This window comes from Bordetella sp. N (assembly GCF_001433395.1).
Lineage (GTDB): Bacteria > Pseudomonadota > Gammaproteobacteria > Burkholderiales > Burkholderiaceae_B > Bordetella_C.
Window position 1 is genome coordinate 38,922 of the sequence record NZ_CP013111.1, and the last position, 23,514, is coordinate 62,435.

The 23,514-nt window shown below is 62.8% G+C and carries 17 protein-coding genes; 11 read left to right on the plus strand and 6 right to left on the minus strand.

The genetic code is table 11. The features are described 5' to 3' along the window. Positions 1 to 78: 78 nt before the first annotated feature. Complete coding sequence (locus ASB57_RS00190; RefSeq protein WP_057649517.1) at positions 79 to 300, plus strand: hypothetical protein; 222 nt, start codon at positions 79 to 81, stop codon at positions 298 to 300. A 6-nt stretch (positions 301 to 306) separates the two neighbouring features. Here the strand turns inward: ASB57_RS00190 and ASB57_RS00195 are convergent, their stop codons facing one another. From ASB57_RS00195 to ASB57_RS00205, 3 genes are all read right to left on the minus strand, one after another. Then, positions 307 to 1,671, minus strand: coding sequence for an MmgE/PrpD family protein (locus ASB57_RS00195; RefSeq protein ID WP_057649519.1), 1,365 nt, complete (start codon positions 1,669 to 1,671; stop codon positions 307 to 309). Positions 1,672 to 1,707: 36 nt separating this feature from the next. Further along, entirely contained in the window at positions 1,708 to 2,796 is a 1,089-nt protein-coding gene (locus tag ASB57_RS00200) for a tripartite tricarboxylate transporter substrate binding protein (protein WP_231755305.1), read from the minus strand. Positions 2,797 to 2,871: 75 nt separating this feature from the next. After that, positions 2,872 to 4,323 (minus strand): MmgE/PrpD family protein, encoded by a 1,452-nt coding sequence (locus ASB57_RS00205; protein ID WP_082621265.1) that lies wholly within the window; start codon positions 4,321 to 4,323, stop codon positions 2,872 to 2,874. 430 nt (positions 4,324 to 4,753) lie between these two features. Between ASB57_RS00205 and ASB57_RS00210 the strand changes: the two genes are divergently transcribed. The 8 genes from ASB57_RS00210 to ASB57_RS00240 all read left to right on the plus strand — a co-directional run bounded on the left by ASB57_RS00210 (position 4,754) and on the right by ASB57_RS00240 (position 12,605). Further along, positions 4,754 to 6,073, plus strand: coding sequence for a sensor domain-containing diguanylate cyclase (locus tag ASB57_RS00210; protein WP_057649520.1), 1,320 nt, complete (start codon positions 4,754 to 4,756; stop codon positions 6,071 to 6,073). 457 nt (positions 6,074 to 6,530) lie between these two features. Next, positions 6,531 to 7,904: a c-type cytochrome gene (locus tag ASB57_RS00215; RefSeq protein WP_197424927.1), complete on the plus strand. Its 1,374-nt coding sequence runs from the start codon at positions 6,531 to 6,533 to the stop codon at positions 7,902 to 7,904. Between the two features lie 3 nt (positions 7,905 to 7,907). After that, positions 7,908 to 8,471, plus strand: a complete 564-nt coding sequence (locus ASB57_RS00220; protein ID WP_057649522.1) for a sugar dehydrogenase complex small subunit — start codon at positions 7,908 to 7,910, stop codon at positions 8,469 to 8,471. After that, positions 8,471 to 10,096, plus strand: a complete 1,626-nt coding sequence (locus ASB57_RS00225) for a GMC family oxidoreductase (RefSeq protein WP_057649524.1) — start codon at positions 8,471 to 8,473, stop codon at positions 10,094 to 10,096. Before ASB57_RS00220 ends, ASB57_RS00225 begins: the two co-directional genes overlap by 1 nt. 199 nt (positions 10,097 to 10,295) lie before the next feature. Then, a complete protein-coding gene (locus ASB57_RS31835) occupies positions 10,296 to 10,643 on the plus strand; it encodes a GIY-YIG nuclease family protein (RefSeq protein WP_082621266.1) in 348 nt (115 codons plus the stop codon). A 113-nt stretch (positions 10,644 to 10,756) separates the two neighbouring features. Next, on the plus strand, positions 10,757 to 11,917 hold the full coding sequence (locus ASB57_RS00230) for a hypothetical protein (protein WP_057649527.1): 1,161 nt from the start codon (positions 10,757 to 10,759) through the stop codon (positions 11,915 to 11,917). Further along, the gene (locus tag ASB57_RS00235; RefSeq protein ID WP_057649528.1) at positions 11,910 to 12,113 is read left to right on the plus strand and encodes a hypothetical protein; all 204 of its coding nucleotides are present in this window, start codon (positions 11,910 to 11,912) and stop codon (positions 12,111 to 12,113) included. Before ASB57_RS00230 ends, ASB57_RS00235 begins: the two co-directional genes overlap by 8 nt. 132 nt (positions 12,114 to 12,245) lie before the next feature. Continuing rightward, positions 12,246 to 12,605, plus strand: a complete 360-nt coding sequence (locus ASB57_RS00240) for a hypothetical protein (protein WP_057649530.1) — start codon at positions 12,246 to 12,248, stop codon at positions 12,603 to 12,605. On the opposite strand, the gene ASB57_RS00245 is transcribed toward ASB57_RS00240, so the two are convergent. Next, a complete protein-coding gene (locus ASB57_RS00245) occupies positions 12,602 to 13,498 on the minus strand; it encodes an HNH endonuclease signature motif containing protein (protein ID WP_082621267.1) in 897 nt (298 codons plus the stop codon). The genes ASB57_RS00240 and ASB57_RS00245 overlap by 4 nt on opposite strands. Before the next feature lie 306 nt (positions 13,499 to 13,804). Next, positions 13,805 to 14,119: an addiction module antidote protein gene (locus ASB57_RS30185; protein ID WP_082621268.1), complete on the minus strand. Its 315-nt coding sequence runs from the start codon at positions 14,117 to 14,119 to the stop codon at positions 13,805 to 13,807. Between the two features lie 605 nt (positions 14,120 to 14,724). On the opposite strand from ASB57_RS30185, the gene ASB57_RS00250 reads away from it, so the two are divergent. After that, positions 14,725 to 21,063 (plus strand): autotransporter outer membrane beta-barrel domain-containing protein, encoded by a 6,339-nt coding sequence (locus tag ASB57_RS00250; RefSeq protein WP_156414027.1) that lies wholly within the window; start codon positions 14,725 to 14,727, stop codon positions 21,061 to 21,063. A gap of 63 nt (positions 21,064 to 21,126) precedes the next feature. On the opposite strand, the gene ASB57_RS00255 is transcribed toward ASB57_RS00250, so the two are convergent. Beyond that, the gene (locus ASB57_RS00255) at positions 21,127 to 21,834 is read right to left on the minus strand and encodes a GntR family transcriptional regulator (RefSeq protein ID WP_057649536.1); all 708 of its coding nucleotides are present in this window, start codon (positions 21,832 to 21,834) and stop codon (positions 21,127 to 21,129) included. Between the two features lie 268 nt (positions 21,835 to 22,102). Here ASB57_RS00255 and ASB57_RS00260 point away from each other — a divergent pair, with 268 nt between their 5' ends. Then, positions 22,103 to 23,443: an MFS transporter gene (locus ASB57_RS00260; RefSeq protein WP_197424929.1), complete on the plus strand. Its 1,341-nt coding sequence runs from the start codon at positions 22,103 to 22,105 to the stop codon at positions 23,441 to 23,443. Positions 23,444 to 23,514: the final 71 nt, after the last annotated feature.

The following is a 23,514-nucleotide window of genomic DNA, read 5'->3' on the forward strand; positions in this document are numbered from 1 at the left end:
GGATGGGCTGACGCCGGGCCCCGCGCTTGCTAGGATATGTCGCTTGCTAGGATATGTCTTTACCCAACGGGAGGCGCCATGGATTGCTCGGTCGAAGGAAAAGTTGCATTCGCGGATGGGCATGCCTATCACTTCAATACGATGGACGACGCGCTGGCGTTTGCGGCGAGCGTGAAAAGTGGCGGCAGTCCCAGCCAGAGCGCCAGCCAGCATGGCAGCACCCACCGGGTCAAGCTGGAGGATGTGCAAGCCCAGGAAGAGGCCGAACGGCGCGAGGACGACGGCCCCGGCGCCCGGTAGCGCCTCCTATTTCATATAGAGCTTCCGTAGCGCCCTGACATCCTTCACCTTCTCGATATTCCACAAGGTGTCGAGCAGCTCCACCGACCGCTTCTTGCCCAGCACCGGCGCCAGCAGATCGGTGGCTTTCTCGTTCTCTTCCGCGGGTGTCAGGGGATTTTCGAAGCTGCCCTTGGAAGCCATGGTCTGGCCGTGCAGGACGCGGCCGTCTTTCAGATGCACTTCCATGACGCAGCGCCAGCGCCTTTGCACATCGGTCAGGCTGGCATCGCCGACGGCGTGCACGCGCGCCCGCATCTTCAAGACCTTCGGATCCTTCATCCGCTCGAAATCATGGGCCGACTTGAACGTCAGCTTGCGGTCCAGCAACATCACGGCCAGCAAGTGCTGGACGGAGATGTCCGGCATGGGCCGGTTGTCGACGATCTCCAGTTCCTTGTCCGGCATGTTGGCGATGACTTTTTCCACGTCCGCGGCGCCGAAACCATGCTCGGCCATCAGGTCATTGAGCACATGCATGGGCCCCTGGATGGGACCGCCTATGGGCCAGCGCTTGATCGACGCCCGCAGCATCTCGTAGTTCTTGCCCAAGCCGCGCGACAGATCCTCGCGGTCGAACTCCTCGGGCGCGAAGGTGTGGAAGAAGTCGCGCTCGCCGGAGAAGATGTCCTCCACGCCCGTCCAGCCGCAGGCCGCCATCATGGCGGCTTGCAGGCCGTTGTGCGCCGGCATGCCGCCCATGGCATAGGCCTTCTCGATGTGCTCGGGGTCGCGGAACATGGTGTAGAGCCCCGCGGTCTGCTGACCCGTGTAGGACAACATATAGCGCACCTGCAGTGGCGTCAGCCCCAGCAGCGTGCCCGCCGCGGCGGCGGCGCCGAACAGCTGCCCGGTGGCGCCGGCATGATGGCCGGACCTTAGATAGGGCATGGGCTTGAGCGTCAGCAGCATGCGGGCGCACACGTCGTAGCCCAGCACGACGGCACGCAGCAACTGCTCGCCGCTCAAGCGGCCGCGTTCGGCGATGGCCAGCGCCGACGGCACCACGCTGGTACCCGGATGCGTCAACGACGGCGGATGGGTATCGTCGGTTTCATCCGCGTGACCGAACATGCCGTTGGCCAGCGCCGCGTTCTGCACGGTGGTGACGATGCGGGTGCCGATGACGCCGGCCTCCTCGCGGCCACCCAAGGGCTTGACGTACTCGATGGCCTTCTTGCCCGGCAGCAGGCGCGACCCGGAAATCATCGCGGCGAAGGTGTCGACCAGGTGCAAGCGGGCACGCTCGGCGACCTTGCGCGGCACCGGCTTGCCGCCGGCCTTGGAGATGTACTTGCTCAACGTCAACATGACGGGGGAGACATTCTGCATTTTTCTTCGAGTCCTTTGTTTTCAACGAGCGCGGCGTCATTCCGCGTGGATGTTCATCTTCTGGATGAGATCGGCCCAGGTGGCCGACTCGGTCTTGATCAGGGTGGCGAATTCAGCCGGCGTATCGATGCTCAACTCCAGACCCTGCTTGGCCATGGCTTCGCGCACTTCCGGCATCTGCACGACCTTCTGCGCGGCCGCGGAAAGCTGGTTGACGATGGTGTCGGGCGTGCCTTTCGGCACCAGGAAGCCGTACCAGGAGGTCACGTTGAAGCCCGGCAGGCCCGTCTTGTCCAGCGTGGGCAGGTCCGGCGCCACATCGGACGGCTTCAGTCCCGTCACGGCCAGCGCGCGCAGCTTGCCTTCCTTCACATGCGGCATGACGGCGGACACACTGCCGAACATGAGTTGCGCCTGTCCGCTGAGCAGCCCGATGGTGGCGGGGCCGCCGCCCTTGTAGGGGATGTGGGTGATGTCCGCGCCGGTGCGCGCCTTGAACAGTTCCCCGGCCAGATGCAGCGGGCTGCCCGTGCCGCTGGACGAGTAATTGAGCTGGCCGGGCTTGGACTTGGCCAGATTGATCAGGTCCTGCACGCTGTGGACAGGCAGGTCGGGATTGACCACGAGTACATACTGCGCGGAAGCCAGCAAGGTGACCGGCTTGAAATCGCGTTCCACATTGAACGGCAGGTTGCGGTACAGCGACGGGTTCATGGTCAAGGCGGTGTTGAACCCCATCAGCACCGTATAGCCGTCCGGATCGGCCTTGGCGACGATGTCGGTGGCGATATTGCCCGCCGCGCCGCCCTTGTTGTCGACCACGATGGGCTGGCCCAGGATCGCGCCGAGCTTGGGCGCCATGATGCGGGCCAGTGTGTCGGTGCCGCCGCCGGGCGGGAAGGGCAGCACCAGGCGGATGGGGTGCGAAGGCCATTTGGCGTTGTCCTTAGCGGCGTAAGCCGGCGCGGCGGCCAGCAGTGCCGCGATGGCGACGGCGGCTGCTGCTGCCATGGCTGCCTTGGTCAGCGTCATGGCATTCGCCAGCGGCGGCGTGGAATAGGGCGCCGCTCGCGGCGCCCCTGCCCGGCGCTGCGCCGAGCGTAGTGGGAATAAAGCGAATTGCATGAGGGTCTCCTTGGATTCTTCTGCGTTCTCATCCTTGTGCCTGGCCGCGTGGCCAGGCTGCGCGGCAGCCGGCGCTCACATACGTGGCGCCGCCAATTCCCGCGTGATCTCCCTGACATCCGCGACGTCTTCCAGGCGCTGCACCAGGGCGATGGCCCGTTCCGCCTTGTCCATCGGCCAATGGCTGAACTCCGCGCATTCGCGGACTTTGTCGGCCACTTCGCTGTCGGACATGGGATTGGCTTTATTCCCTTTGCCTGCATCGACGCGACCGCCATGGCGCTTGCCATCACGCAGCTCTATTTCGACGTAGGACGTGACGATGGTGTGCTTCTCGCGCTGCGCTTCCTCCGGCGTGTAGGTCGTGTATTCCACCTTGGCGATGGCGTCCTGCACGTCGGGGCGCATGACGTACTCGTCATGAAACTGGTTCAGGCCGCATTTGCGTTCCAGCAGCAAGGCGGCCAGGCAGAACTCCAGGCTGAACTTCGCCTGCAGTTCCGTCTTGGGCTGGTGGTGCAGCAAGGTGTGGTGAATGTTCTGGCTGGTCTTGACCCGGATCCGCGCGACGTCGGCAGGCTTGATGTCGTGCTGGCGTACGAGTTCCAGCATCTTGGTCATGGCCGGATGGCCCAGGCTGCCGGTCGGAAAGGCTTTGAGCCAGATGCCGCGATCGACGAAGGACCAGGGTTGGCCAAGCTTGCCGAGCAGGCGGCCGGTTTCGTAGCCGCCGCCCAACGCCTGGAAGAAGCCGCGCTTGGCCTCAAGAATGATGGGCGAGGCCGTGAAGCCGCGCAGCTGCAGGTCCGCCGCGACGATGCCCACTTCCGCGGAACGGCCGGCATGGAAGGGCTTTACCGATGTGCCGAAGTTCTCCTGCAGGCCACCGGCCTGGCTGGCGGCGATGCCCAAGGTCGCAGCGACACCGTCCGCGTCCATGCCATACAGGCGTGCCACGGCGGCGGCCGCGCCCAGCATGCCGCACGTCGCGGTCGCGTGGAAGCCGTGCAGTATGTGATTGACGTGGGTGGCGTCGAACAGGCGGCAGGCCGTTTCCACACCCACCTGATAGGCCAGCAGCACATCGCGCCCGCTGGCGCCGCGTGCCTCGCCCGCCGCGAGCACCGCGGACAGCACGGGCGCGGTCGGGTGGACACCTTGATAGCGGCCAGTCTCCGCCTGCAGAGTGTCGTCGTAATCGTCGGCATGCATGGCCGTGCCGTTGGCGAGGGCGGCGAAGCGCGGCGCCAGGGTGAGCGCGGTGCCCAGGACAGTGGCCGAGCCGGGGCAAGCAAGATCCTTCAGGTAGCCGGCAAGTACTTGGCCGGGGCCGGAGATGGCGCCGGGCAGGGCAACGCCCAGAGCGTCGAGGATGGCTTTCTTGCCCAGTTGCTGGACTTCCTCGGGGATGTCGCTGGCTTTGGTGTCGACGACGAATTCCGCGACATAGCGGGTCAACGGGGGCGTCGATGCGCTTGTCGTCGAGGGCGAGGGCGGCGAAGAATCGGCGGCGCCGGTGGGTGTCATGCTCGGTCTCCTGGTCTCTTGTGCGTCGCTATTTGGGGGACTGGCGGCGCTTATACGTGTTGATATCCACGCAGAATGGAGAACGGCGACTCCCGAGTAAAGTGCAAAAATTCGCAGGATTAATGCGTTGGACGCATCATGCGGCGGAGCGCAAATTCCCGCGCCGCAATAGTTAATTTGTCCCTTTAATGAGACAAATCATGCAGACGCAGGACTGGCGCGGCCACGCCTGCTGCCGAGGTTTTTTCCGCGTTGCGGCGGTCGTGGTCGGCTTGCTGCGCCGCGCCATCCCGGATCGCCCGGCTCAGGGAGCCGAAGAGCCGGCCCAGCCCTTGACGAATCAGCCCCTAAACGGGCCCGCCGTCCGCTCATCAATAGCAGCGCAAATCAGACGCCTGTGATCAAATGAGATTCCACGCGCGAGGTTTGTATGGAAGCTGTATCAAAGGATGTGTTGGCGAGCTGCCTGGAATTGCAGCTCGACGCCGTATTCCTGGTGGATGCGGCGGGCAGGCTGGTCTATGTCAGTCCGGCGTGCGAGGCCATACTCGGCTACACGCCGGCGGAGATGATAGGACGCCCCATGCTCGACTTCCTGGTGGTGGAAGACCGGGCCCGCACGATCAAGGAAGCGCTGGTGGTGATGTCGGGCGAGGCGCGCATCGGCTTCGAGAACCGCTACGTCCACAAGGACGGCCACTACGTCGATATCATGTGGTCGGCGCGCTGGTCCGACGAACACCGCCTGCGCATCGGCGTGGCCCGCGACATCTCGGCCCGCAAGCAGGCAGAGGCCATGCAGAGGGCCACCTACGCGATCTCCCAGGCGGCGCACGATGCCGTGGACCTGAGCGCCCTCAGCCGCGGCATCCACGACACGCTCGCGTCGCTGTTTCCCATCGAAGCCATGACACTCGCCATCCACGACGGCGAGCCCGGCGGCTGGCGTGCGATCTACCGCTATGGCGTGAATCCCCACGTGCCGATCCTGGATTGGGTGCACGCGCAGACGATGGCGACGCAAGCTGTCATGTCGCGGCAGGTGCAATGGGATCGGGATCCGACCCCGGCCGCCAGCTCAGGCCAGGCCTTGACCTGGGCGGTGTTGCCCATGTTGACGACGCAAAGGGCAGTGGGCGCGCTGATGATCTGCAGCCCCGCGCGCTCGATCGAGGCGGAGGCGGCGCAACGGCTGCTGGCCTTCGTCTGCGAGCAGACCGCGCTGGCGATCGAGCGCAAGCAGCTGATGGAGGAATTGCACATCGCGGCGCGCTTCGATGAACTGACGGGCCTGCCCAATCGGCGCAGTTTCCGTGAGTTCACGGCGACCGCCCTGCGCCGCGCCGACCAGGACCTGAGCAAGATCGCCGTGCTCTTCGTCGATATCGATGGCTTCAAGGGTGTGAACGACTCCTACGGGCACACGGTGGGCGATGCCCTGCTCAGGGAGCTGGCCGCGCGCATGCGCCGCTATATCGAAGGCCGCGGTTTCGTCGCCCGGCTGGCGGGTGACGAGTTCGTGGCGGTCATCCAGGACGAAGACGCCATCGGCGACATCGACACGATCGTCCAGGGGCTGTGCGAGGCCTTGGCCTGTTCGCTGGTGCTGCACGGTACCGACTTCCGGGTGCGGGTGAGCACGGGGACGGCCATCTATCCCGACGATGCAACGTCGCTGGGAGAGCTGATGCAGCTGGCCGACAAGCGCATGTACGTCGACAAGTCCGGTGCAGGACGCAAACGGGCTTAGGGGCTTCTTGGTCGGTCAATCACCTTGGCCGGTCAATCGCTTTAGCCGGTAAATCAATTACCAACGATATCTGCATACTCAATCCCGTATTCCTGGCGAATCCGTATAAGGCCGACGCGCTTTCGGCCGACTGTCATAGCAGCCGTGGGCAGAAAAATCCTCGAATTTTCAATGACTAAGGCGGTCTTGCTTGCGCCAGGTCAAGGTCTGGCCGTTTAGATCGTCGATATCGATACAGATAGTCACCCCAGTAACTTTCAGATTTCATTCAGCTTGCATGCATATAGTGCGAGCCTTCATCGAACCGTCTACTTGATGGACAGCCTCGCACACGGGGGTGTCTGCGGCGTGGTCATATAAATGACCCCCTTGCCGACACGGGGCGGTGTTTTCTCATTCGAATGGTTGTCGGGATATGTGGAAGTTGAAGCGGCAAGGTATCAAGAAGTCCTGTCTGATGATCGCGCTGGTTGGCTGTTCGATCGCCGCGACGGCGGATGCGGCAGGGATCGAGAACCAGCAGGGCGTGTTGGACGGCAAGTACATTTCGACGGCCGCTGATTGCGTGGCCTGTCACACCGCCAAGGGCGGTGCCGCGTTCGCGGGTGGCTACGCCATCGACTCGCCGATGGGGACGATCTGGTCCACCAACATCACGCCGTCCAAGAAGTTCGGCATCGGCGAGTACACCGAAGCTGAATTCGCCCGCGCCGTGCGCGAAGGCGTGGCCCGCGATGGCCACCATCTGTATCCGGCAATGCCGTATACGTCGTACGGCAAGATGACCGACGAGGACATCGCGGCGCTGTACAAGTACTTCATGACGCAAGTCCAGCCCGTGGACACGCCCAACAAGGAAACCAAGCTGCCGTTTCCTTTCAGCGTGCGTGCGTCCATGGGGGTGTGGAATCTGATTTACGGCGATTCCAAGCCTTTCGTGCCGGCGGGTGATCAGTCGGCGGAAATCAACCGCGGCAATTATCTGGTCAACAGCCTGGCCCACTGCGCCGAGTGCCACACGCCGCGCACCGCGCTGATGGGGCTGGACAGCAGCAAGCCGCTGGCGGGATCGCCCCTGGGTCCGTGGTACGCCCCGAACATCACCTCCGACAAGCTCGCGGGTATCGGCGCCTGGACCAATGACGAGCTGAAGGCCTACCTGAAAACCGGTCACGTGGCCGGCAAGGCGCAAGCGGCCGGCCCCATGGCCGAAGCCGTCGAGCACAGCCTGCAGCATCTGTCGGACGCGGATCTGAACGCCATCGTGGCGTACCTGAAGCAGACCAAGCCCATCGCCGCGGAAGGCGAGAAGTCGCGGGATACCTTCGGTGCGCCGTCGGACAGTGAAACGCGCTTGCGCGGTAATGCCGTGCGCGACGCGGATCCGGGTTGGAAGGTCTATACGGCGACCTGCGCGGCCTGCCACGGCGCCAAGGGCGAGGGCACGTCGGTGTATCCGTCCTTGTTCCATAACACCGCCACGGGCGCGGCCTATCCGACCAATCTGGTGGCGACCATTCTGTTCGGGGTGCATCGCACCATCGACGGCCACGATATCGAAATGCCCGGCTTCGGTCCCCAGGCCTCGTACACCGAGCGCCTGACCGACCAGCAAGTGGCTGACGTGTCGAACTACGTGCTGACCAACTTCGGCCAGCCGCAAAAGAAACTGACCGCGGATGACGTCGCCCAGGCGCGTGCCGGCGGTCCCGTCGCGCCGCTGGTGAAGCTGTCGCAATACCTGTTGCCTGTCGGCATCGTGGTGTTGCTGGTGCTCATCGTGATTGCCATCGCCGTGTCGCGGCGTCGGCGCGCTCACAAGAAAGGTTAAGTCATGACGGATGCCAAAGCAGTTGTGCTTTCCGAACAGGAAGTTTTGATCAATTCCCGCCGCCGCAACCTGGTGAAGGGCGCCATCGCGATGGGCGTGATGTGGCGGCTGCCGATCGATTCGGCGCTGGCCGCCGCGCCGGCCGAGGTCACGCAGATGCCGGTGTCGGTATCGGCCTTCCAGAAGGTCTCGACGTTCCTGACGTCGAAGAATGTCAGCCCGATCATGGCCACGCGTTGCTATGACGCGTTGAAGAAGCGCATTCCCGATCTGGATAGCGTGGTCGCTTCGCTCGACACGTTGGTCAAGGCGCGTCAGTTGAGCCACGTCGACCAGTATCTGGCGTTGACGGATGTCGACAAGGGTCTGGACACCCAGGCCAAGAGCATTATCCGCGCGCTGTATCTGGGCGTGGTCGGAGATGACGAGAAAGCCGAGTTGTTCGCCTACGAAGAGGCGTTCATGTATGACCCCACCCGCGCCGTTCTGGTGGTGCCGACGTATGGCCGTGGTCCCAACACCTGGGGCCCCAAGCCGGTGGATGCAGTTGCTGAGGTTAAAAGCTGATGGATTACGATACTGACGTATTGGTTATTGGTTCCGGCGTGATGGGCGCGCTGATCGCGACGCGCATGGCGCAGGCGGGCAAGGCTGTCACGATTCTGGAAGCGGGTCCGCGGGTGACCCGCGCGGAGATCGTCGAGGTGTTTCGCAATGCCCCGATCAAGCTGTCGCTGACCAATATCAAACTGCAGGGCGCTGGCTCGCCTTTTCCGAATCCGCCGCATATTCCGTCGACCTATGGCGATTATCTGCAGCTCAAGGGTCCGGTTAAATATCCCACCAAGTATCTGCGTGTGGTGGGCGGCACGACCTGGCACTTCGGGTCGGCGCTGTGGCGCATGATCCCCAACGATTTCAAGATCCGCACTTTGTACGATCGCGGCCGCGACTGGCCGATGACCTATGAAGAGCTGGAGCCGTTCTATTGCGAGGCCGAAGCCGAGCTTGGCGTGTCCGGCATGGACGGTCAGGACGAAGGCGGTAACGGTGGCGAGGCCTGGCCGCCCCGTTCCAAGCCTTTCCCGATGAAAGGCTTGCCGATTCCCTACTTCATGACGCGCCTGGCCGATCAGTTGAAGGTGGGTGGCTATAACCCGATCTACGAACCGAACGGGCGTGCCACGTCGGCCTACAAGGAGCGTCCGCTCTGCTCGGGTAATAACAACTGTAATCCGGTCTGTCCCAGCGGCGCCAAGTATGACGGCACGCGTCACGTCGACGAAGCCGAGCGCCATGGTGCGCGTGTGTTTGATAACTCGGTGGTCTACAAGATCGAGGCGGATGATTCCGGCAAGATCGTCGCCGTGCGCTACAAGAAGCCCGACGGTACCGAGCATCGGATGACGGCACGGTATTTCGTGCTGGCGGCCTACGGTATCGAAAGCCCGAAACTGCTGCTGATGTCGACGTCGGAGAAGTATCCGAACGGCATCGCCAATTCGTCGGATCAGGTCGGTCGCAATTTGATGGGCCATACCGGTATCGCCATGAACGTGATGGCCAGCGAGGATCTGTGGCCGGGCCAGGGGCCGACCGAATTGCTGGTTTACATGAACTATCGCGACGGCGAGCTGCGTAAGCAGATTCCCAGCTACAAGACCAAGCTGCGCAATACCGTGGCGACGTCGGGCCTGGCGTCGAAGCTGATGGACCAGGGCGTGTATGGCTCGAAGCTGGATGCTGAAATCAAGCGCCAGTCCGCGCGCTCGCTGAATTTCGCCATCGACTTTGAAACCGAGGCGCAGCCGCAGAACCGGGTGACGCCGAGCACGACCGCCAAGGACGCGCTGGGGATTCCGAAGCCGGAGATCTATTACAGCGTCAACGACTATTGGAATGCCGGTCGTGATTTTGGCGTGAAGGATCTGCAGAAGATGGCGTCGTTGATCAATGCGACCGATATCAAGATGGATACCAACCATCAGGATCGCCAGCACATCATGGGCACCACCATCATGGGCAACGATCCGCGCACGTCGGTGGTGGACAAGGATTGCCGTTCGCACGACCATCCGAACCTGTTCATTGTCGGCACGAATGTCATGCCGTCCGCCAGCTGTGTGAACCCGACGTTGACGGGCGCCGCGGTGACGCTGCGTACCGCACAGGTAATGCTGCGCGAAGTTTGATGTTTTTTTGTCAGGGCGAGCTCGCACGCTTGCCTTGGCGTAGCAACGTAGTAATGGCTCAGGAATGTTCTGGGCAAACAAAAACCCGCGTTTCTCCTGGAGAACGCGGGTTTTTGTTTTGGCGCGCGGGCTTGGAACTCATCGATCGACGTTGTTGCCTACATGGACCTTATGAGACAGCCCTTGCTTCCTCCCCGCTATGCCAGTTACCTATATCTACGTATATAAGCTGAACAACGGTTGCTATTACGTCGGACGAACGTCAAGACCGCACGTCCGATATAGTCAGCACGAAACGGGGAGGGGCGCCGCCTGGACTCGTTTACATGGTGGCGCGGTACTCGTCGAATGCTCGCGGCGGAAGGTCGAGAGCGACGAGGAAGCCGACGCTCAAGAAACCGTAAAGACGCTACAGCTTATGCAGAAATATGGATGGAAGAAGGTGCGCGGTGGCTATTTCTGCGACATCGACGAGAGCATCGTAGCGAGAAATCTTCGTCATCATAAGGTCTTCGAACTGGTGTCTTCGAATCGAAGGCGCCGTTGAGCCTCGCGTGATTCCCCAACGTGGCCGAGATCGTAGGAACTCATCGCCCGTCTGAGTTCCCTACATGGACGTCATGTGACGCACAAGCTATGGAGCCGCGGAAAGGGGGGGCCATGCTAAGAAGCGGAATTGATTCAGGGGAGTCGTTCTGGCGACTGGTTTTCTCGGGTCGTTTTGCAGATGCTTTTGAAGTCCTGGGGGCCGCCCCGTGGCTTTGGGTGGTGACAGGGCTATGCCCGGTTACCGCTGGTGCGCTCGCATCTTTTTTCCCCGAGCGAATCAAAGCAGGCACGTTTGCCGCCTTCTGGCCGGGTATCTATTTCGACTGGGTAGCTACTCTCTTTTGGCTTGCTATTGTGCTGACGGGGTTCAGCTTCGGCCTCACTCAACTATCGCAGAGCCGTGCGGGGGCTTCGCTCAGAACGATGGTTAGAAGGCTTCAGACCTTGCCACCGAGTGGATTCTTGAATTCTTTTGGCGACGCTTATCATCAAGCCGCCGCCCAGACCTTGCTTGTCACCGTGGGACCAGAGCCGAGCCTGCCGCAGATCAATCATGCGATCCGTAATGTACTCGGTGCAGTTGTTGAAGTTGCGAAGGACTTCGACGAGCAAAGCAAGGCTACCTACGGCGCGAACCTCATGATTTGGCGACCTTTGGGGGAAAGGTTCGAGTGCACAAAATTGTTAGTTCTACGCAGCTACGGCACCAACAACCCCGCATTGCTCGGACACCTGGAACTTGTGCCTGCTCTTTCGACGACAACCGAATTGATATCTTCTCAATATTCCGAGGACAAAAAGATTACGGCACTTCTGATGCCGGTTCCGATCGATCAGAGTATGCAAAGAGACTGCCATGGTTTCACCCGTGATCCGCTCATTCCGGGAGCGCCACAGGCGTTCGCGCGAGGTGAGATGTTTCTCTTCAGCTCGGTGGAAGACTATCGCCGGTGGTTGGATGAGTACAGTTCCCAGGGGCTCGACACCGTCAACGCGCTCAAAGACTACTTCGATCTTGCCGGTGGTCACATTAGGAGCTTTGGATCTCGGCCGATCATTTCCCCTGACGCCAAGCAGGAAGTGATCGCTGTACTTAACATTCATTCAGATCGGGAAAACCTGTTGCAAGACGGTGGCCCGGCAATGTTTGCGCCGCTTGTTGAACCCTTTTGCTTCTTGCTTGCCACCCTGCTGCGGCGGCGTTCGATGCTACTATCGCCGCAGGCGATGTGTGAAATCGCAAGCGCCCCTGTTGGAGGTCATAATGACTGAATCTACCTACGCCTTCTATGAGGCTTTACTCGGTCCGGAGCGGACGCTGGACGATGCGTTGAATCAAGCATCGGAGCGCATCGCCGAAATCGGTGCGCGCAATTCTGTCACGGTGAACCATGTCACGCGTCGGGACGGCGTTGCCTCAACGAAGCTCTACGATGTTGGGACTTTAGTGGAGCGCGCAAGTAGTTGATTCGACCTCATAAGGCGGAAAATGAAGAGCGGCCTCGTAGCCGCTCTTTTTTATTTCTAATTTGGCTGCTCATGAAACGCCTGCGTCGCAAGTGTCGGCTAGAATAAATTCTCCCAAAAAAGGAAATATCAGATGCCCTGGTCGACCATATTGTTTTTGGCAGCGATTGTCGGTGGCGTGTTTCTGTTAAAGCGGGGCCAAATAAACCGGATGAGTAATTCGGCTTATGTAGCGATCGTTGTCGTTTGGCTGGCGGTGGGCCTCTGGACAACCTTCGGTCTGTTTGCGGCGTTATCTGTTGGCATCCCTGCGCTGGCTCTCCTACTCGCCGTATTCGCAGTAGCCGTCTGGTGGGCCATGGGATTTGCATTGATCAAGAAGCGCCGTGAAGGCAGCCAGCAGGCGTTGGCTGCGAGAAGGCGGGCTCAAGAAGAGGCTTTGGCGCCGACGGGGGGCATGTGTCCGCCGACTCGTCATGGATCTTCTAATTAGTCCCGCTCTTTGTCCGCAAGCATCGCTTGAAGCGCGGAGTTCTTTTCCGCGCCTTGCTCGCCAAAGTGCACTTCGCGATGGCAGGCCGGACAAAGCGCGGCGACGTAGCGTGGATGGTCGGGACCGCCATCGGACACGCGTGTTGTGTGATGAGGCTCCAGGTAAGCGCTCCCGTCTTTACGTCGAAAAGGTGCTGGGCGCTCGCATAGCTCACAAATCCCGCTAGCCCTCATGAGCACATAGTCTCGTACGCAATTATTGCGTTCGTAGACGTTCCTGCTTTGCTGTTGGACGTCTATTGCGCCGTTCATGCGAGCAGAGGCAATGGCTTTTTCTCGGGCTTCTTCGAGGGATATTGCCGGCATGCTGGCGGCGTCAGACGTGAGTTCTCGTTGAGCTAGTAGTTCGACGGGTGCCAGCCTAAATACAATCGCGTCCCGAGCCTCCTTCTTGCGATCGGGGAGAGTCTTTATCTCGTAGCCCTGACAAACGAACTCCCCAAGATATCTCTGTCCTTTGCCCTTTCCTTGTGACTTAAACAGATGCAGCGCGCGGCCTCCCTCGGAGTGATCACGAATGGCTTTGTTGCCTTTAGTGAACCGCATTGGTCCTTCCTGGCCCTCGCCAGTGTAGCGATACGTGCCGTCGTCCTCTCGTTTGTCGCGATACCCAAAATCCTCCCCACTGTCTCCAGTGAACAGAAAAATAGCGGGAGTTTGCGCCGACGTTGATATGCCGCTTTGCGCGTTTCCACCAAATGGGCCATGGATATCACGCCGTCGGTCGTAGATCTCGCCAATGCTAAATGTCGGAAGCCCGTTGCTGCCTTGCGGTTTGGGGGGCAGGCCCGAATCATCGGCCTCTAGGAAAGCGCTTGTTTGGTTTGGCGGCATTATGCAAACGTCGTTTATGAGTTTGCATAAAGTTACACCGAAATGGAGGTCCCTTGATTTTTAGAGTGAGGTTTCGCCTTCCGCTGCTCTGGCATTGCATGCGGACAGCCGGATTTCGATGCGCCTTCCGGGTCGTAGGAGAGCTAGGGGGGCCGCGTGTAGCGCTTATGTCGCCCGGGGGGGGGGCGTGGCCTTCGCAGGTAACCGCGCGAGCGAGTGGGGAAGACGCAGATCAGCCCAAGTTCGAAGTGCTCGAGGGGGCTCTGAAACGAGGATAGGGTTTAACCAGTCCGCGTGGACAGGCGTTTATTCGGAAGCCGAATTCTCTAACGCCGATTCGGCGTGCAAGCGGATACCTAGCGCTCGCACAACCTTCCAAATGGTGGCGAATTCTGGATTGCCTTCGCCCGATAGTGCCCGGTAAAGACTTTCACGTTTTACTCCCGTGTCTCGGGAAAGCTGACTCATTCCGCGAGCGCGCGCAATGACGCCCAATGCGTGGGCGATGAACTTCGGATCGTCTCCCGCCTCTTCAAGAGCAGCATCAAGGTAGGCTGCCATTTCTTCTTCAGTGCGAAGGTGAGAGGCGGAGTCCCACGGACGTGTCGATACCTTGGTCATGATTCACTCCAAATCAAGCGCAGTGGCAATGGCTTTGGCACGCGTAATGTCGGCTTGCTGAGTGGATTTGTCGCCGCCGGACACTAGCATCACCTATGGGGGACAGTCATGCAATCTCACGACGTTTCCATGTGATCCACGGCAGCTTTGCTTGCCGTTTGTGGCCAGGGGCCGCCATGTCCTTCACGGGGGAGTCCAGGGCCATGGCATGGCGGTTCTGGCCGTGTCGTCGGAGGTCTGTCCCCAATCTTGGTTGGTGGTTCCCTGAGCCAGTGTCCAAGCTGCTTGGGTAGCTCAATCAGTCAAACAAGCATCGAAGATTGGAGTCTCTAAGGAGGCGTGCTGGTGCGTCGTCACCACCCGAGAAAGTGTTCCGCCATGCTCTACAGTAAGACACAGGTTGTCGTTTTCACATCACGACTTGTCTCGTTCCATGCTCAAAATTCACAAAGTTGGCGAAATTTCCACTTTTACTAAAAGAAACCGGGAACAATCTGCTCACCTTTAATTGCGTCCAGTCGTATACCAAGCTAAGCAGCGCTTAGAAAGACTTCCGCTGAGTAACGGTTAACCGGCAGGGCCTCAACCCCACGAGTAGATTTGTGATGAGAGACAGCCTTGCCAGCAAGCCCGCGCGCAGAATGCAGTCCGGCCTTGCCCTGACCCCCCTGTTGTCCGCGCTGATGCTGGCATGGCTGCCGGTACCGCGTGCCGATGCCGCCTTGAGCTGTCCGGCGGTCAACACCTCCGGCACCACCGTCACCTGCACGATTACCGCGGACCAAGGCGGCAACGGCGCGCAGATCACGATCGATAACACCGCCCCCGCCGGCACCGGCACCAATAACGGCACCTTCGGCGGCAACTACACCGTCCAGAATTCCGCGAGTCTGACGCCGACCTCGCCCCAGGCCGGCATCTTCATCCGCCTGAAAGGCGGCGCAGGATCCAGCGATACCAGCAATAACGGCACCAACGGCGGCGCCGGCGGCACCATCTCGATCACCAACAACGGCGTGATCTCCACCAACACGACGCCGACGACTAACGCCCTGGGCAGCGCGCCCGGCATCTGGGACGACGGCGGCGCGCAATACGGCATCTACGGCGCATCGGTGGGTGGCATCGGCGCTAATGCGGCGAACACGGTGATCGGCGGCGGCAACGGGGGCGCGGGCGGAAATGGCTCGAACGTCACCATCACCAACAACAGCAGCGGCTCGATCACGGTCAGCCAACTCCCTTACGGTGGCGCGGGGATCTACGGCGCCTCCATCGGGGCCGTCGGTGGCGCCCAGGATGACGCGGCTTCCGGTGACCAGGTGGGCGGCAACGGCGGCAGCACCAACTCGGTCGTCATCAGCAATAACGCTTCCATCAATGTCATCTCCGGCTCCGCCGGGCGCCATGCCTGGGGCATAGGCGCGGAAGTCATCGGCGGCGACGGCGGGCACTACAACGGTAATGGCGGATCGGCCGGCAGCCTGTCCACCAACGGGCCCACCAGTATCACCAACACCGGCAACGTCACGGTTCAAGTCAATGGCTCCGGCATGACCGAAGGCGTGCGCGGCTTGTACGGTCTGGTGCAGGGCGGGACCGGTTTCACCTCAGAAGACGGCAGCGACAACGGCGGCGACGGCGGCGCGTCCTACGCGCTGAACGTGACCAATTCCGCCGTCATTGCGGTGACGTCCACTAACGCGATGTCTCCGCCGGCCGGCCTCAGCGCCGTGTCCGGGGGCATCGTCATGATTTCCCAAGGGGGCGCCGGCGGCGCCAGCCCTCAGACGGTGAGCAATACGAGCGGCGAGAGGGGTGGCTATGGCGGCAACGTCCTCAACACGTCCACGCTGACGATGAATAGCGGCTCGGCGATCAACACGAGCGGCGACTACCTGCCGGGGGTGTTTGTCCTGAGCCAGGGCGGTGTTGGCGGGGCAGGGCGTGAAGACGGCAACGGCGCTGCCGGCGGTGTCGGCGGCACCATTCAGATCAATATGAATGGCAACGCCAGCATCGTCACCAATGGCACGCAGGCTTATGGCATCGCCGCGCGCAGCGCGGGCGGGGCGGGCGGTTACGTGGAAACCAGCAGTGGCGCCGTCGATTTCTCGGCGGAAAACGGTGGCACGGGCGGTAACGGCGGCGCAGTGACGATCACCACGACCGGCGGCACCATCCAGACCTATGGCGCCAACGCCATCGGCATGCTGGCGCAGTCCATGGGCGGCATCGGCGGCGGCACGACTTCCAACTTCGAGCTGTTCGGAGAGCCAGGCGCGAACGCGGGCAATGGCGGCACGCCCGGCACGGTCACGATCACCAGTGCGACGGGCATCACGACCAGCGGGGATTCCTCGCATGGCATCGTGGCGCAATCCATCGGCGGCGGCGGCGGTGCGGCGGGTGTCAGCAGCGGCATCGTCGCGCTGGGTGGTAGCGGCGGCAACGCCATCGGCGGCGGTACGGTCAACGTGACGCAATCGTCGACCGTGACCACGTCAGGAATTTCATCCTTCGGGATCCTGGCGCAGTCCATCGGCGGCGGCGGTGGCGATGGCGGCGGCGCCACCGGCATCGTCACTATTGGCGGCCAAGCCGGAAGCGGTGGTGGGTCGGGCGGCGCGACTACGGCGACACTCAACGGCGGCAGCGTCAAGACGACCGGCGATACGTCTTATGGCGTGGTGGCGCAATCGATCGGCGGCGGCGGTGGCACGGGTGGCGGCGCGTCCTCGTTGGACGTCAGTCTTGGTTTCTCCTTCGCGGTGGCGGTAGGGGGCGCGGGCGGAGACGGTGGCGCAGCCAGTACAGCTAACGGCGTTCTTACAAACGCATCGATTACGACGGGCACGTCGGGCGGCACCACGACGGACTCGCACGGCCTGGTGGTGCAGTCGATCGGCGGTGGCGGCGGTGCGGGCGGTGCGTCGGTCGCTCGCGCTTTTGCGATCGCCGTGCCGGACGACAGCGCGTCCGTGGGCGCCGCCGTGTCCATCGCGGTGGGCGGTTCCGGCGGAAGCGGCGGCAGCGGCGGCCGGGCCGAAGCGGATCTGGCCGGATCGACGATCACCACCTATGGCGCCGGCTCATTCGGCATGCTGGTGCAATCCATCGGCGGCGGCGGCGGGGCCGGCGGCAACGCCACCTCGACGTCCACCGTCATCGGCACCGACAGCAGCTCCGCTGCCACGGTCAGCGCGGCCTTCGGCGGGAATGGTGGCGCCGCGGCCTGCACCTCGGCGCTCAACACCTGCGCGAGCACCACGACGGTCAACCTGAACGGCGGCAACAAAATCCAGACCTGGGGCGACTCGGCCAATGGCATCGTCGTGCAGAGCATAGGCGGGGGCGGCGGCGCCGGCGGTATCGGATCGGCTTCCACGAGCAGTCGCAACACCGACGCCGACATCAGCGCCACCATCAGCCTGGGCGGTACCGGCAACGGCGGCGGCACGGCCGGCACCGTGGTTTTCAACAGCACGTACACCGACTCGGTGATCACCGCGGGCGACGGCGCGCGCGGCGTGCTGCTGCAATCCATCGGGGGTGGCGGCGGCGCGTCGCAGGGCGGCCAGATCGGCCTCTCCCTGAGTTCGGAAAGCGAAGACGGCAGCACCGACGTATCGGGCACCGTCAACGTCGGTCGTGGCGGCGCGTCTGGCGGCGCTGGTGGTCCCATCAATCTGGTGTCCAACGGCCAGATCACGACGTATGGCGCCGACGCCGACGGCCTGCTGGTGCAAAGTATCGGCGGCTCCGGCGGCCTGGGAGGCGTGGCCGGCGGCGCGGCGGCGGATCCCGAGACGGGCATCCTGCGCAAAGTCTATGGCTCCTTCCAGGACGAGGGCACCAGCTATGAACTGAACGTGGGCGTGGGCGGCACGGGTGGCGGCGGCGGCGCGGGTGGCGCCATCGGCAGCATCAGTGCGCCGGCCAGCCTGGGATCGAGGATCAATACGTATGGCGACTATGCCGACGCGGCGGTGCTGCAGTCGATCGGCGGTGGCGGCGGTGCGGGTGGCGCTTCGACGACGTCGTCCAGCAGCTCCTCGTCGCATGTGACAGTATCAGTCGGCGGCAAAGGCGGGTCGGGCGGCAGCGGCGGCCCCATCGTCGTCTACTTCAATGATGCCTTCGAGAACGGCCTGTCTGGCAATCTGTTCAATACCAACGGCTATGGCGCGATGGGCGTGCTGGTGCAATCCATCGGCGGTGGCGGCGGCACCGGTGCGTCAGGCTCGCCGCTGGCCAATGGCCATATCACGGTGGGCCGGGATGGCGGCGGCGCCGGCGACGGCGGCAGCATTACGGTGACGTCGGGCAGCTGGGCGAATATCTCCACGCACGGCGACAGCGCGTATGGTCTGGTCCTGCAATCCATTGGTGGCGGCGGCGGTATCGGCATCGCTGGTGATTCCGATTCGGCGGCCAACCCTGGCAAGCAGCAGTTCTCCTTGACGCTGGGCGGGCGCAACGGCGCATCCGGGAACGGCGGGACGATAGACGTCACGACGGGCCTGGGCATGAATACCTACGGTGACCGCGCGATCGGCTTGCTGGCGCAGTCGATCGGTGGCGGCGGTGGCGTGGTCACGACGGGTGCCGCGTCCGGATTGGGCGCGCTTTCCTTGGGCGGCTCCAGCGGCAGTGCGAACACGGTCAACGTGAACATCACGGGCGGCAGCATCACCACCCGCGGCAATGGCGCGCACGCGCTCGTCGCGCAATCCATCGGCGGCGGTGGCGGCATCATCGGCGACACCGGCGCGGGGATACAGGTGAGCGCTGCCAAAGGCGGCCTGCCGAGCGGGACCATCAGCAGCGGCAACGGATCCAGCGTGACCGTGACCACCAACGCGGCACTGTCGACCTCCGGCCGAAATGCATTTGGCATCATCGCGCAGTCTATCGGTGGCGGCGGCGGCATCGCCGGCAGTGCTTCCAATGGCTACGCCGGCAATCTGACGGATACCAGCAACGGCGTCGCCAGTGCGGTGACGGTCAACCAGGGCGGCTCGATCTCCGTGACGGGCGCGGGTTCCACCGGCATCTTCGCGCAGAGCCAAGGACCCTTTAACAACGGCGTCATTACCGTCAACGTGAACGGCAGCGTGGCCGGCGGGTCGAGCGCCAACGGCTTCGGCTACGGCGTGTGGGTGGCCCAGGGGGTCAACAACGTCTTGAATGTCGGCAGCAGTGGCAGCATCAGCGCGGCCTCCGGCGTGGCCGTCCACTACGACGGCGATACCCTGGCAGCCAGCGGCAACAAACTGACCATCACCAACAACGGCGTCATCAACGGCAGCGTGCAATGCACCGACGCCGACACCGGCGCGAACTGCGGCTATACCGCGCCAAGCCCCGCGGCGGTGAGCTTCATCGCCATCCCGACGTCCGCGGTGCTGGGCGATGCCGCGACCATCCAGCTGCATAACGCGCAGGGCGGCACGCTGTCCGGCGCGTCTCTGTATCAAGCCGACGTGACCAACGAAGGCCAGTTGATCATCGGCAACCCGGGTCCCTTCAACGAGCTGCGCATCAGCAACAACTTCGTGCAGACGTCCACAGGCGTGATCCGCGCGGATGCGGACTTCGACAGGTTGAACACCGATCACCTGACCGTGGCCGGCAACGCCACGCTGGCGGGCGGTGTCAATGTGGTTCCCACCGCCTTGCTGCCCAACCGCGAAGTCACCGTGATGACGGTGCAGGGGCAGTCCCAGGGCGCGCTGCAGGCGCTGGACAGCCCCGTGATCGACTACGGTCTGCGCCAGGACGGGCAGGACTTCAAGGTCAGGGCCGTGGCGGCCAACTTCCACGCGCCGGCCATGAGCCTGGGCGGCAATCAGGGCCGCGTCGCGGATTTCCTGCAACGCATCTGGGACGCGGGCGGCAACTCCGCCTTGGCGCCGCTGTTCGCGCAACTCGATCTGTCGTCGCGGGTGGGGGGCGGCGCCTATCGCGGCAACCTCGACAGCTTGTCGCCCGGCGCGCTGGCCGCGCCGGCCGCGCAGTCGATGGCGGCCCTGGGCCAGTTCACCGGCAACATGATGTCGTGCCCGGCGTTCACGAGCGCCGGCGCTGCCGGATCCATGACGCAAGAGCAGAATTGCTTCTGGGGCCTGGTGTCGGGCCGGTCCACCAAGCAGGACGGTGACCGCGGCAATTCCGACTTCAATTACGACAGCTACACCTATCAGTTCGGCGGCCAGCGCCAGGTCAGCCCAGGCTGGTTCCTGGGCGGCTCGGTGGCCTACCAGAACAACGATCTGAAGGGCGATGGCGGCAGGCTCAAGGGCAATGGCGACAGCGGCTATGCCGGCCTGGTGCTGAAGCGGGAAAGCGGGCCTTGGGTCTTCTCGGGCGCGCTGGGCGGGGGATACGGTTCCTATCGCATGAATCGCGACATCATCGTGCCGGGCTACCAGGATCAGCTTAAGAGCAATCCGGATATGTACAGCTTCGGCCTGCGCCTGCGCGCGGCGCGCACGTTCGGCTTCGACAATCTGTACGTGAAGCCGTATGTCGACTTCGACGCGAACTACACCCGCATGTCTTCGTATTCGGAGAAGGGCAACAACGCCTTGGGTCTGTCGGTGGACAGCAGCCACCAGTATGTTCTGGGCATCTCGCCGATGATAGAGATCGGCGGGCGCAAGGATCTGCCGAATGGCGCTTACCTGCGGCCCTTCGCCTATGTCGGCGTGATCTTCCTGAACAAGGACAAGTGGAATACGAACGCACGCCTGCAGGGCGCGCCCGATGGCACGGGTTCCTTCGGCTCGTCCACGCCGATGGACGACGTCATCGGCCGCATAGGCGCGGGGTTCCAGGTGTCGACGGCCAAGGGTGTGGATTTCCGCCTGCAGTACGACGGCGAACTGGCCAGTCGCACCAAGAGCCATAGCGGTTCGCTGAAGGTGATGGTGCCGTTTTAAGGTCCTGACGTCAGCGGGCAGTCCGCGCGCGGGCAAGGGGCGCGGTCGCGGGCTGCCCAGGCGCTACGCCGCTTCTGGCGAGGCTTTCCCTTCGTCCTGAAGGTGATGCGCCTCGACGGCACGTTCCAGGCCGCTGTGGACGTGTTGCCGCATGGCGCGCGCGGCCGTGTCGGCATCGCGCGTGGCCAGGGCATCGAGGATGGCGCGGTGTTCCTTGTGCGACGCTGCCGAACTACCGGCCAGGGAGAAGCCGCGGCGGCGCAGCAGATGCATGCGGTTGATGACCTGGCGGTAGACGCCGACCAGAGCGTTATTGCCGGTCATCTGTACCAGGCGATCATGAAAATCGACGTTCAGTTCGAAATAGCGATTCACGCCATCCAGCGACGCCGTGTTTTCAAGTTCGGTGAGCAAGTCACCCAGCTCCCGCAACTGCTCGTCGGTGATGCGCGGCGCAACGCGGCGACCGACCATTTCATCCAGGCCGGCACGCAGGTCGTAGAGTTCAGCCGCTTCCTCGTCCGACAGGTCACGGATGAAAACCCCACGGTTCTTCTCCAGCCGCACCAGGCCCGCTTCTTCCAGCGCGCGAAAGGCTTCCCGCAGCGGACTGCGGCTGACGCCAAGGCGCTGCGACAGTTCGCTTTCGTTCAAGCGTGAGCCCCCCGTCAGCTCCCCCGACTTGATGCCGCGCAGGATCTCTTCCTGCACCAGGGCGGACAGCGTCATGGAGCGGAACAGGTCGATAGGGATATTAGGCGTGGGCGACATGGATGTTGACGAGAGCGGGTTGATACGGCGCCGGCATGGTACGCCGCGGCGACGGAATTTGCCTATCTTCAGTGGTCGGTCAGCATAACAAATTTCCACGATTTTATATTGTCTGATCGTCGACAATCTGTAGAATGCTCGCCATCAGAGCCAATTTCGACAATAACGTCGTTTAAGTGGCCAAAATTAGATCATCGGTCCGCAGCGGGAAGACCACGCATAAAAGGCGGGGCGCACGTGCGCCCGCGGCCATACGTGGAGTCGAGACATGTCCAATTCCGTCCAGCCCGGAATGTTCCGGGGCGCGCCGGGCAGGGTGTTCCTGCTGCTGTGCGCGATGTATTTCATCGAGTATGTCGACCGGGTCAACCTGTCGGTCGCGGGGCCCTTGATCAAGAAGGAGTTCGGCTTGAGCAACACCCGCCTGGGCGTGGCCTTGTCCGCGTTCGGCTACTGCTATGCGATCTTTCAGATCATCTGCGGCTATCTGGGTGACCGCATGGGACCGCGCCGCATGCTCGCCATCTCCGGCGTGCTGTGGGCGCTCGGCACGCTGCTGACGGGTTTCGCGGGCGGGCTGGCAGGGCTGGTCTTTGCCCGGCTGCTGGTCGGGACGGGCGAGGGGGGCACGATACCCGTGGCCACCCTGGCCATGAGCAACTGGGTGCGGCGCGAACGGCGGGGCTTTGCCCAGGGGTTCACGCATTCGGCGTCGCGTGCCGCGGCGGCCCTGACGCCGCCGCTGGTGGTTTTCATGATCCCCTTCATCGGCTGGCGCGGCTCTTTCATGGTGATGGGCGGGGTGAGCCTGGTCTGGGTGGTGGTGTGGTACGCCTACTTCCGTGACGACCCGCGCGATCACGCAGGCGTCACACCAGACGAGGTCGCTGCACTGCCGCCTTTCAGCCAGGCCGGCCGCGGTCGTGGCGGCGACCGGCCGCCCGTGCCCTGGATGGCGCTGTTCCGCCGCATCCTGCCGGTGACCTTGGTCTTCTTCGCGCATGCCTGGGCCTTATGGATGTATTTGAGCTGGCTGCCCAGCTTTTTCGTCGAGCACTTCCACATCGATCTGGAGCACTCGGCTTTCCATTCGGGGGCGGTCTTCGCCGCGGCCGTGGTGGGCAATACGGCGGGCGGCATGTTGACCGACTGGCTGTATGAGCGGACCGGCAAGCTCAACGCCGCGCGGCGCAATGTGGTGATCCTGGGATTTGGCGGGTCGATCCCATTCCTGGCCAGCGTGCTGTTCCTGCATAACGAGATCGGCGTGGCCCTGTGCCTGGCCATCGCGCTGTTCTTCCTGGAGCTGAGCGCCGGGCCGGTGTTCGCGACGCCGATGGACATCGCGCCGGCATATGCAGGGGTGGCCACGGGTTTCGTCAGTACGGCCGCCGGACTGGCTGCAGTGATCTCGCCCATCACCTTTGGCTATCTGGTCGACGTCACGGGCAACTACACGTCGCCCTTCGTCGTGTCCATCGCCATCCTGGCCGGCGGCATCGTCATGTCTTTCTGGATGCGGCCGGACCGGCCTTTGGACGTGCCGACATTAACTACAGGGCAGCCGCCGGCGAGCGCATCGGTCGCGCGTGAGCCGCAAGCCACTTGAGCTTATCGATCATCAGCAACGTTTATCAGTGTCGGGCTTATCAGCAACGGGTTTATCAGCAACGTCTATTA

Coding starts and splice junctions, on each gene's coding strand:
- ASB57_RS00190 (WP_057649517.1), top strand. CDS start 79: ATGGATTGCTCGGTCGAAGGAAAAGTTGCATTCGCGGATGGGCATGCC.
- ASB57_RS00195 (WP_057649519.1), bottom strand. CDS start 1,671: ATGCAGAATGTCTCCCCCGTCATGTTGACGTTGAGCAAGTACATCTCC.
- ASB57_RS00200 (WP_231755305.1), bottom strand. CDS start 2,796: ATGCAATTCGCTTTATTCCCACTACGCTCGGCGCAGCGCCGGGCAGGG.
- ASB57_RS00205 (WP_082621265.1), bottom strand. CDS start 4,323: ATGACACCCACCGGCGCCGCCGATTCTTCGCCGCCCTCGCCCTCGACG.
- ASB57_RS00210 (WP_057649520.1), top strand. CDS start 4,754: ATGGAAGCTGTATCAAAGGATGTGTTGGCGAGCTGCCTGGAATTGCAG.
- ASB57_RS00215 (WP_197424927.1), top strand. CDS start 6,531: ATGATCGCGCTGGTTGGCTGTTCGATCGCCGCGACGGCGGATGCGGCA.
- ASB57_RS00220 (WP_057649522.1), top strand. CDS start 7,908: ATGACGGATGCCAAAGCAGTTGTGCTTTCCGAACAGGAAGTTTTGATC.
- ASB57_RS00225 (WP_057649524.1), top strand. CDS start 8,471: ATGGATTACGATACTGACGTATTGGTTATTGGTTCCGGCGTGATGGGC.
- ASB57_RS31835 (WP_082621266.1), top strand. CDS start 10,296: ATGCCAGTTACCTATATCTACGTATATAAGCTGAACAACGGTTGCTAT.
- ASB57_RS00230 (WP_057649527.1), top strand. CDS start 10,757: ATGCTAAGAAGCGGAATTGATTCAGGGGAGTCGTTCTGGCGACTGGTT.
- ASB57_RS00235 (WP_057649528.1), top strand. CDS start 11,910: ATGACTGAATCTACCTACGCCTTCTATGAGGCTTTACTCGGTCCGGAG.
- ASB57_RS00240 (WP_057649530.1), top strand. CDS start 12,246: ATGCCCTGGTCGACCATATTGTTTTTGGCAGCGATTGTCGGTGGCGTG.
- ASB57_RS00245 (WP_082621267.1), bottom strand. CDS start 13,498: ATGCCGCCAAACCAAACAAGCGCTTTCCTAGAGGCCGATGATTCGGGC.
- ASB57_RS30185 (WP_082621268.1), bottom strand. CDS start 14,119: ATGACCAAGGTATCGACACGTCCGTGGGACTCCGCCTCTCACCTTCGC.
- ASB57_RS00250 (WP_156414027.1), top strand. CDS start 14,725: ATGAGAGACAGCCTTGCCAGCAAGCCCGCGCGCAGAATGCAGTCCGGC.
- ASB57_RS00255 (WP_057649536.1), bottom strand. CDS start 21,834: ATGTCGCCCACGCCTAATATCCCTATCGACCTGTTCCGCTCCATGACG.
- ASB57_RS00260 (WP_197424929.1), top strand. CDS start 22,103: ATGTCCAATTCCGTCCAGCCCGGAATGTTCCGGGGCGCGCCGGGCAGG.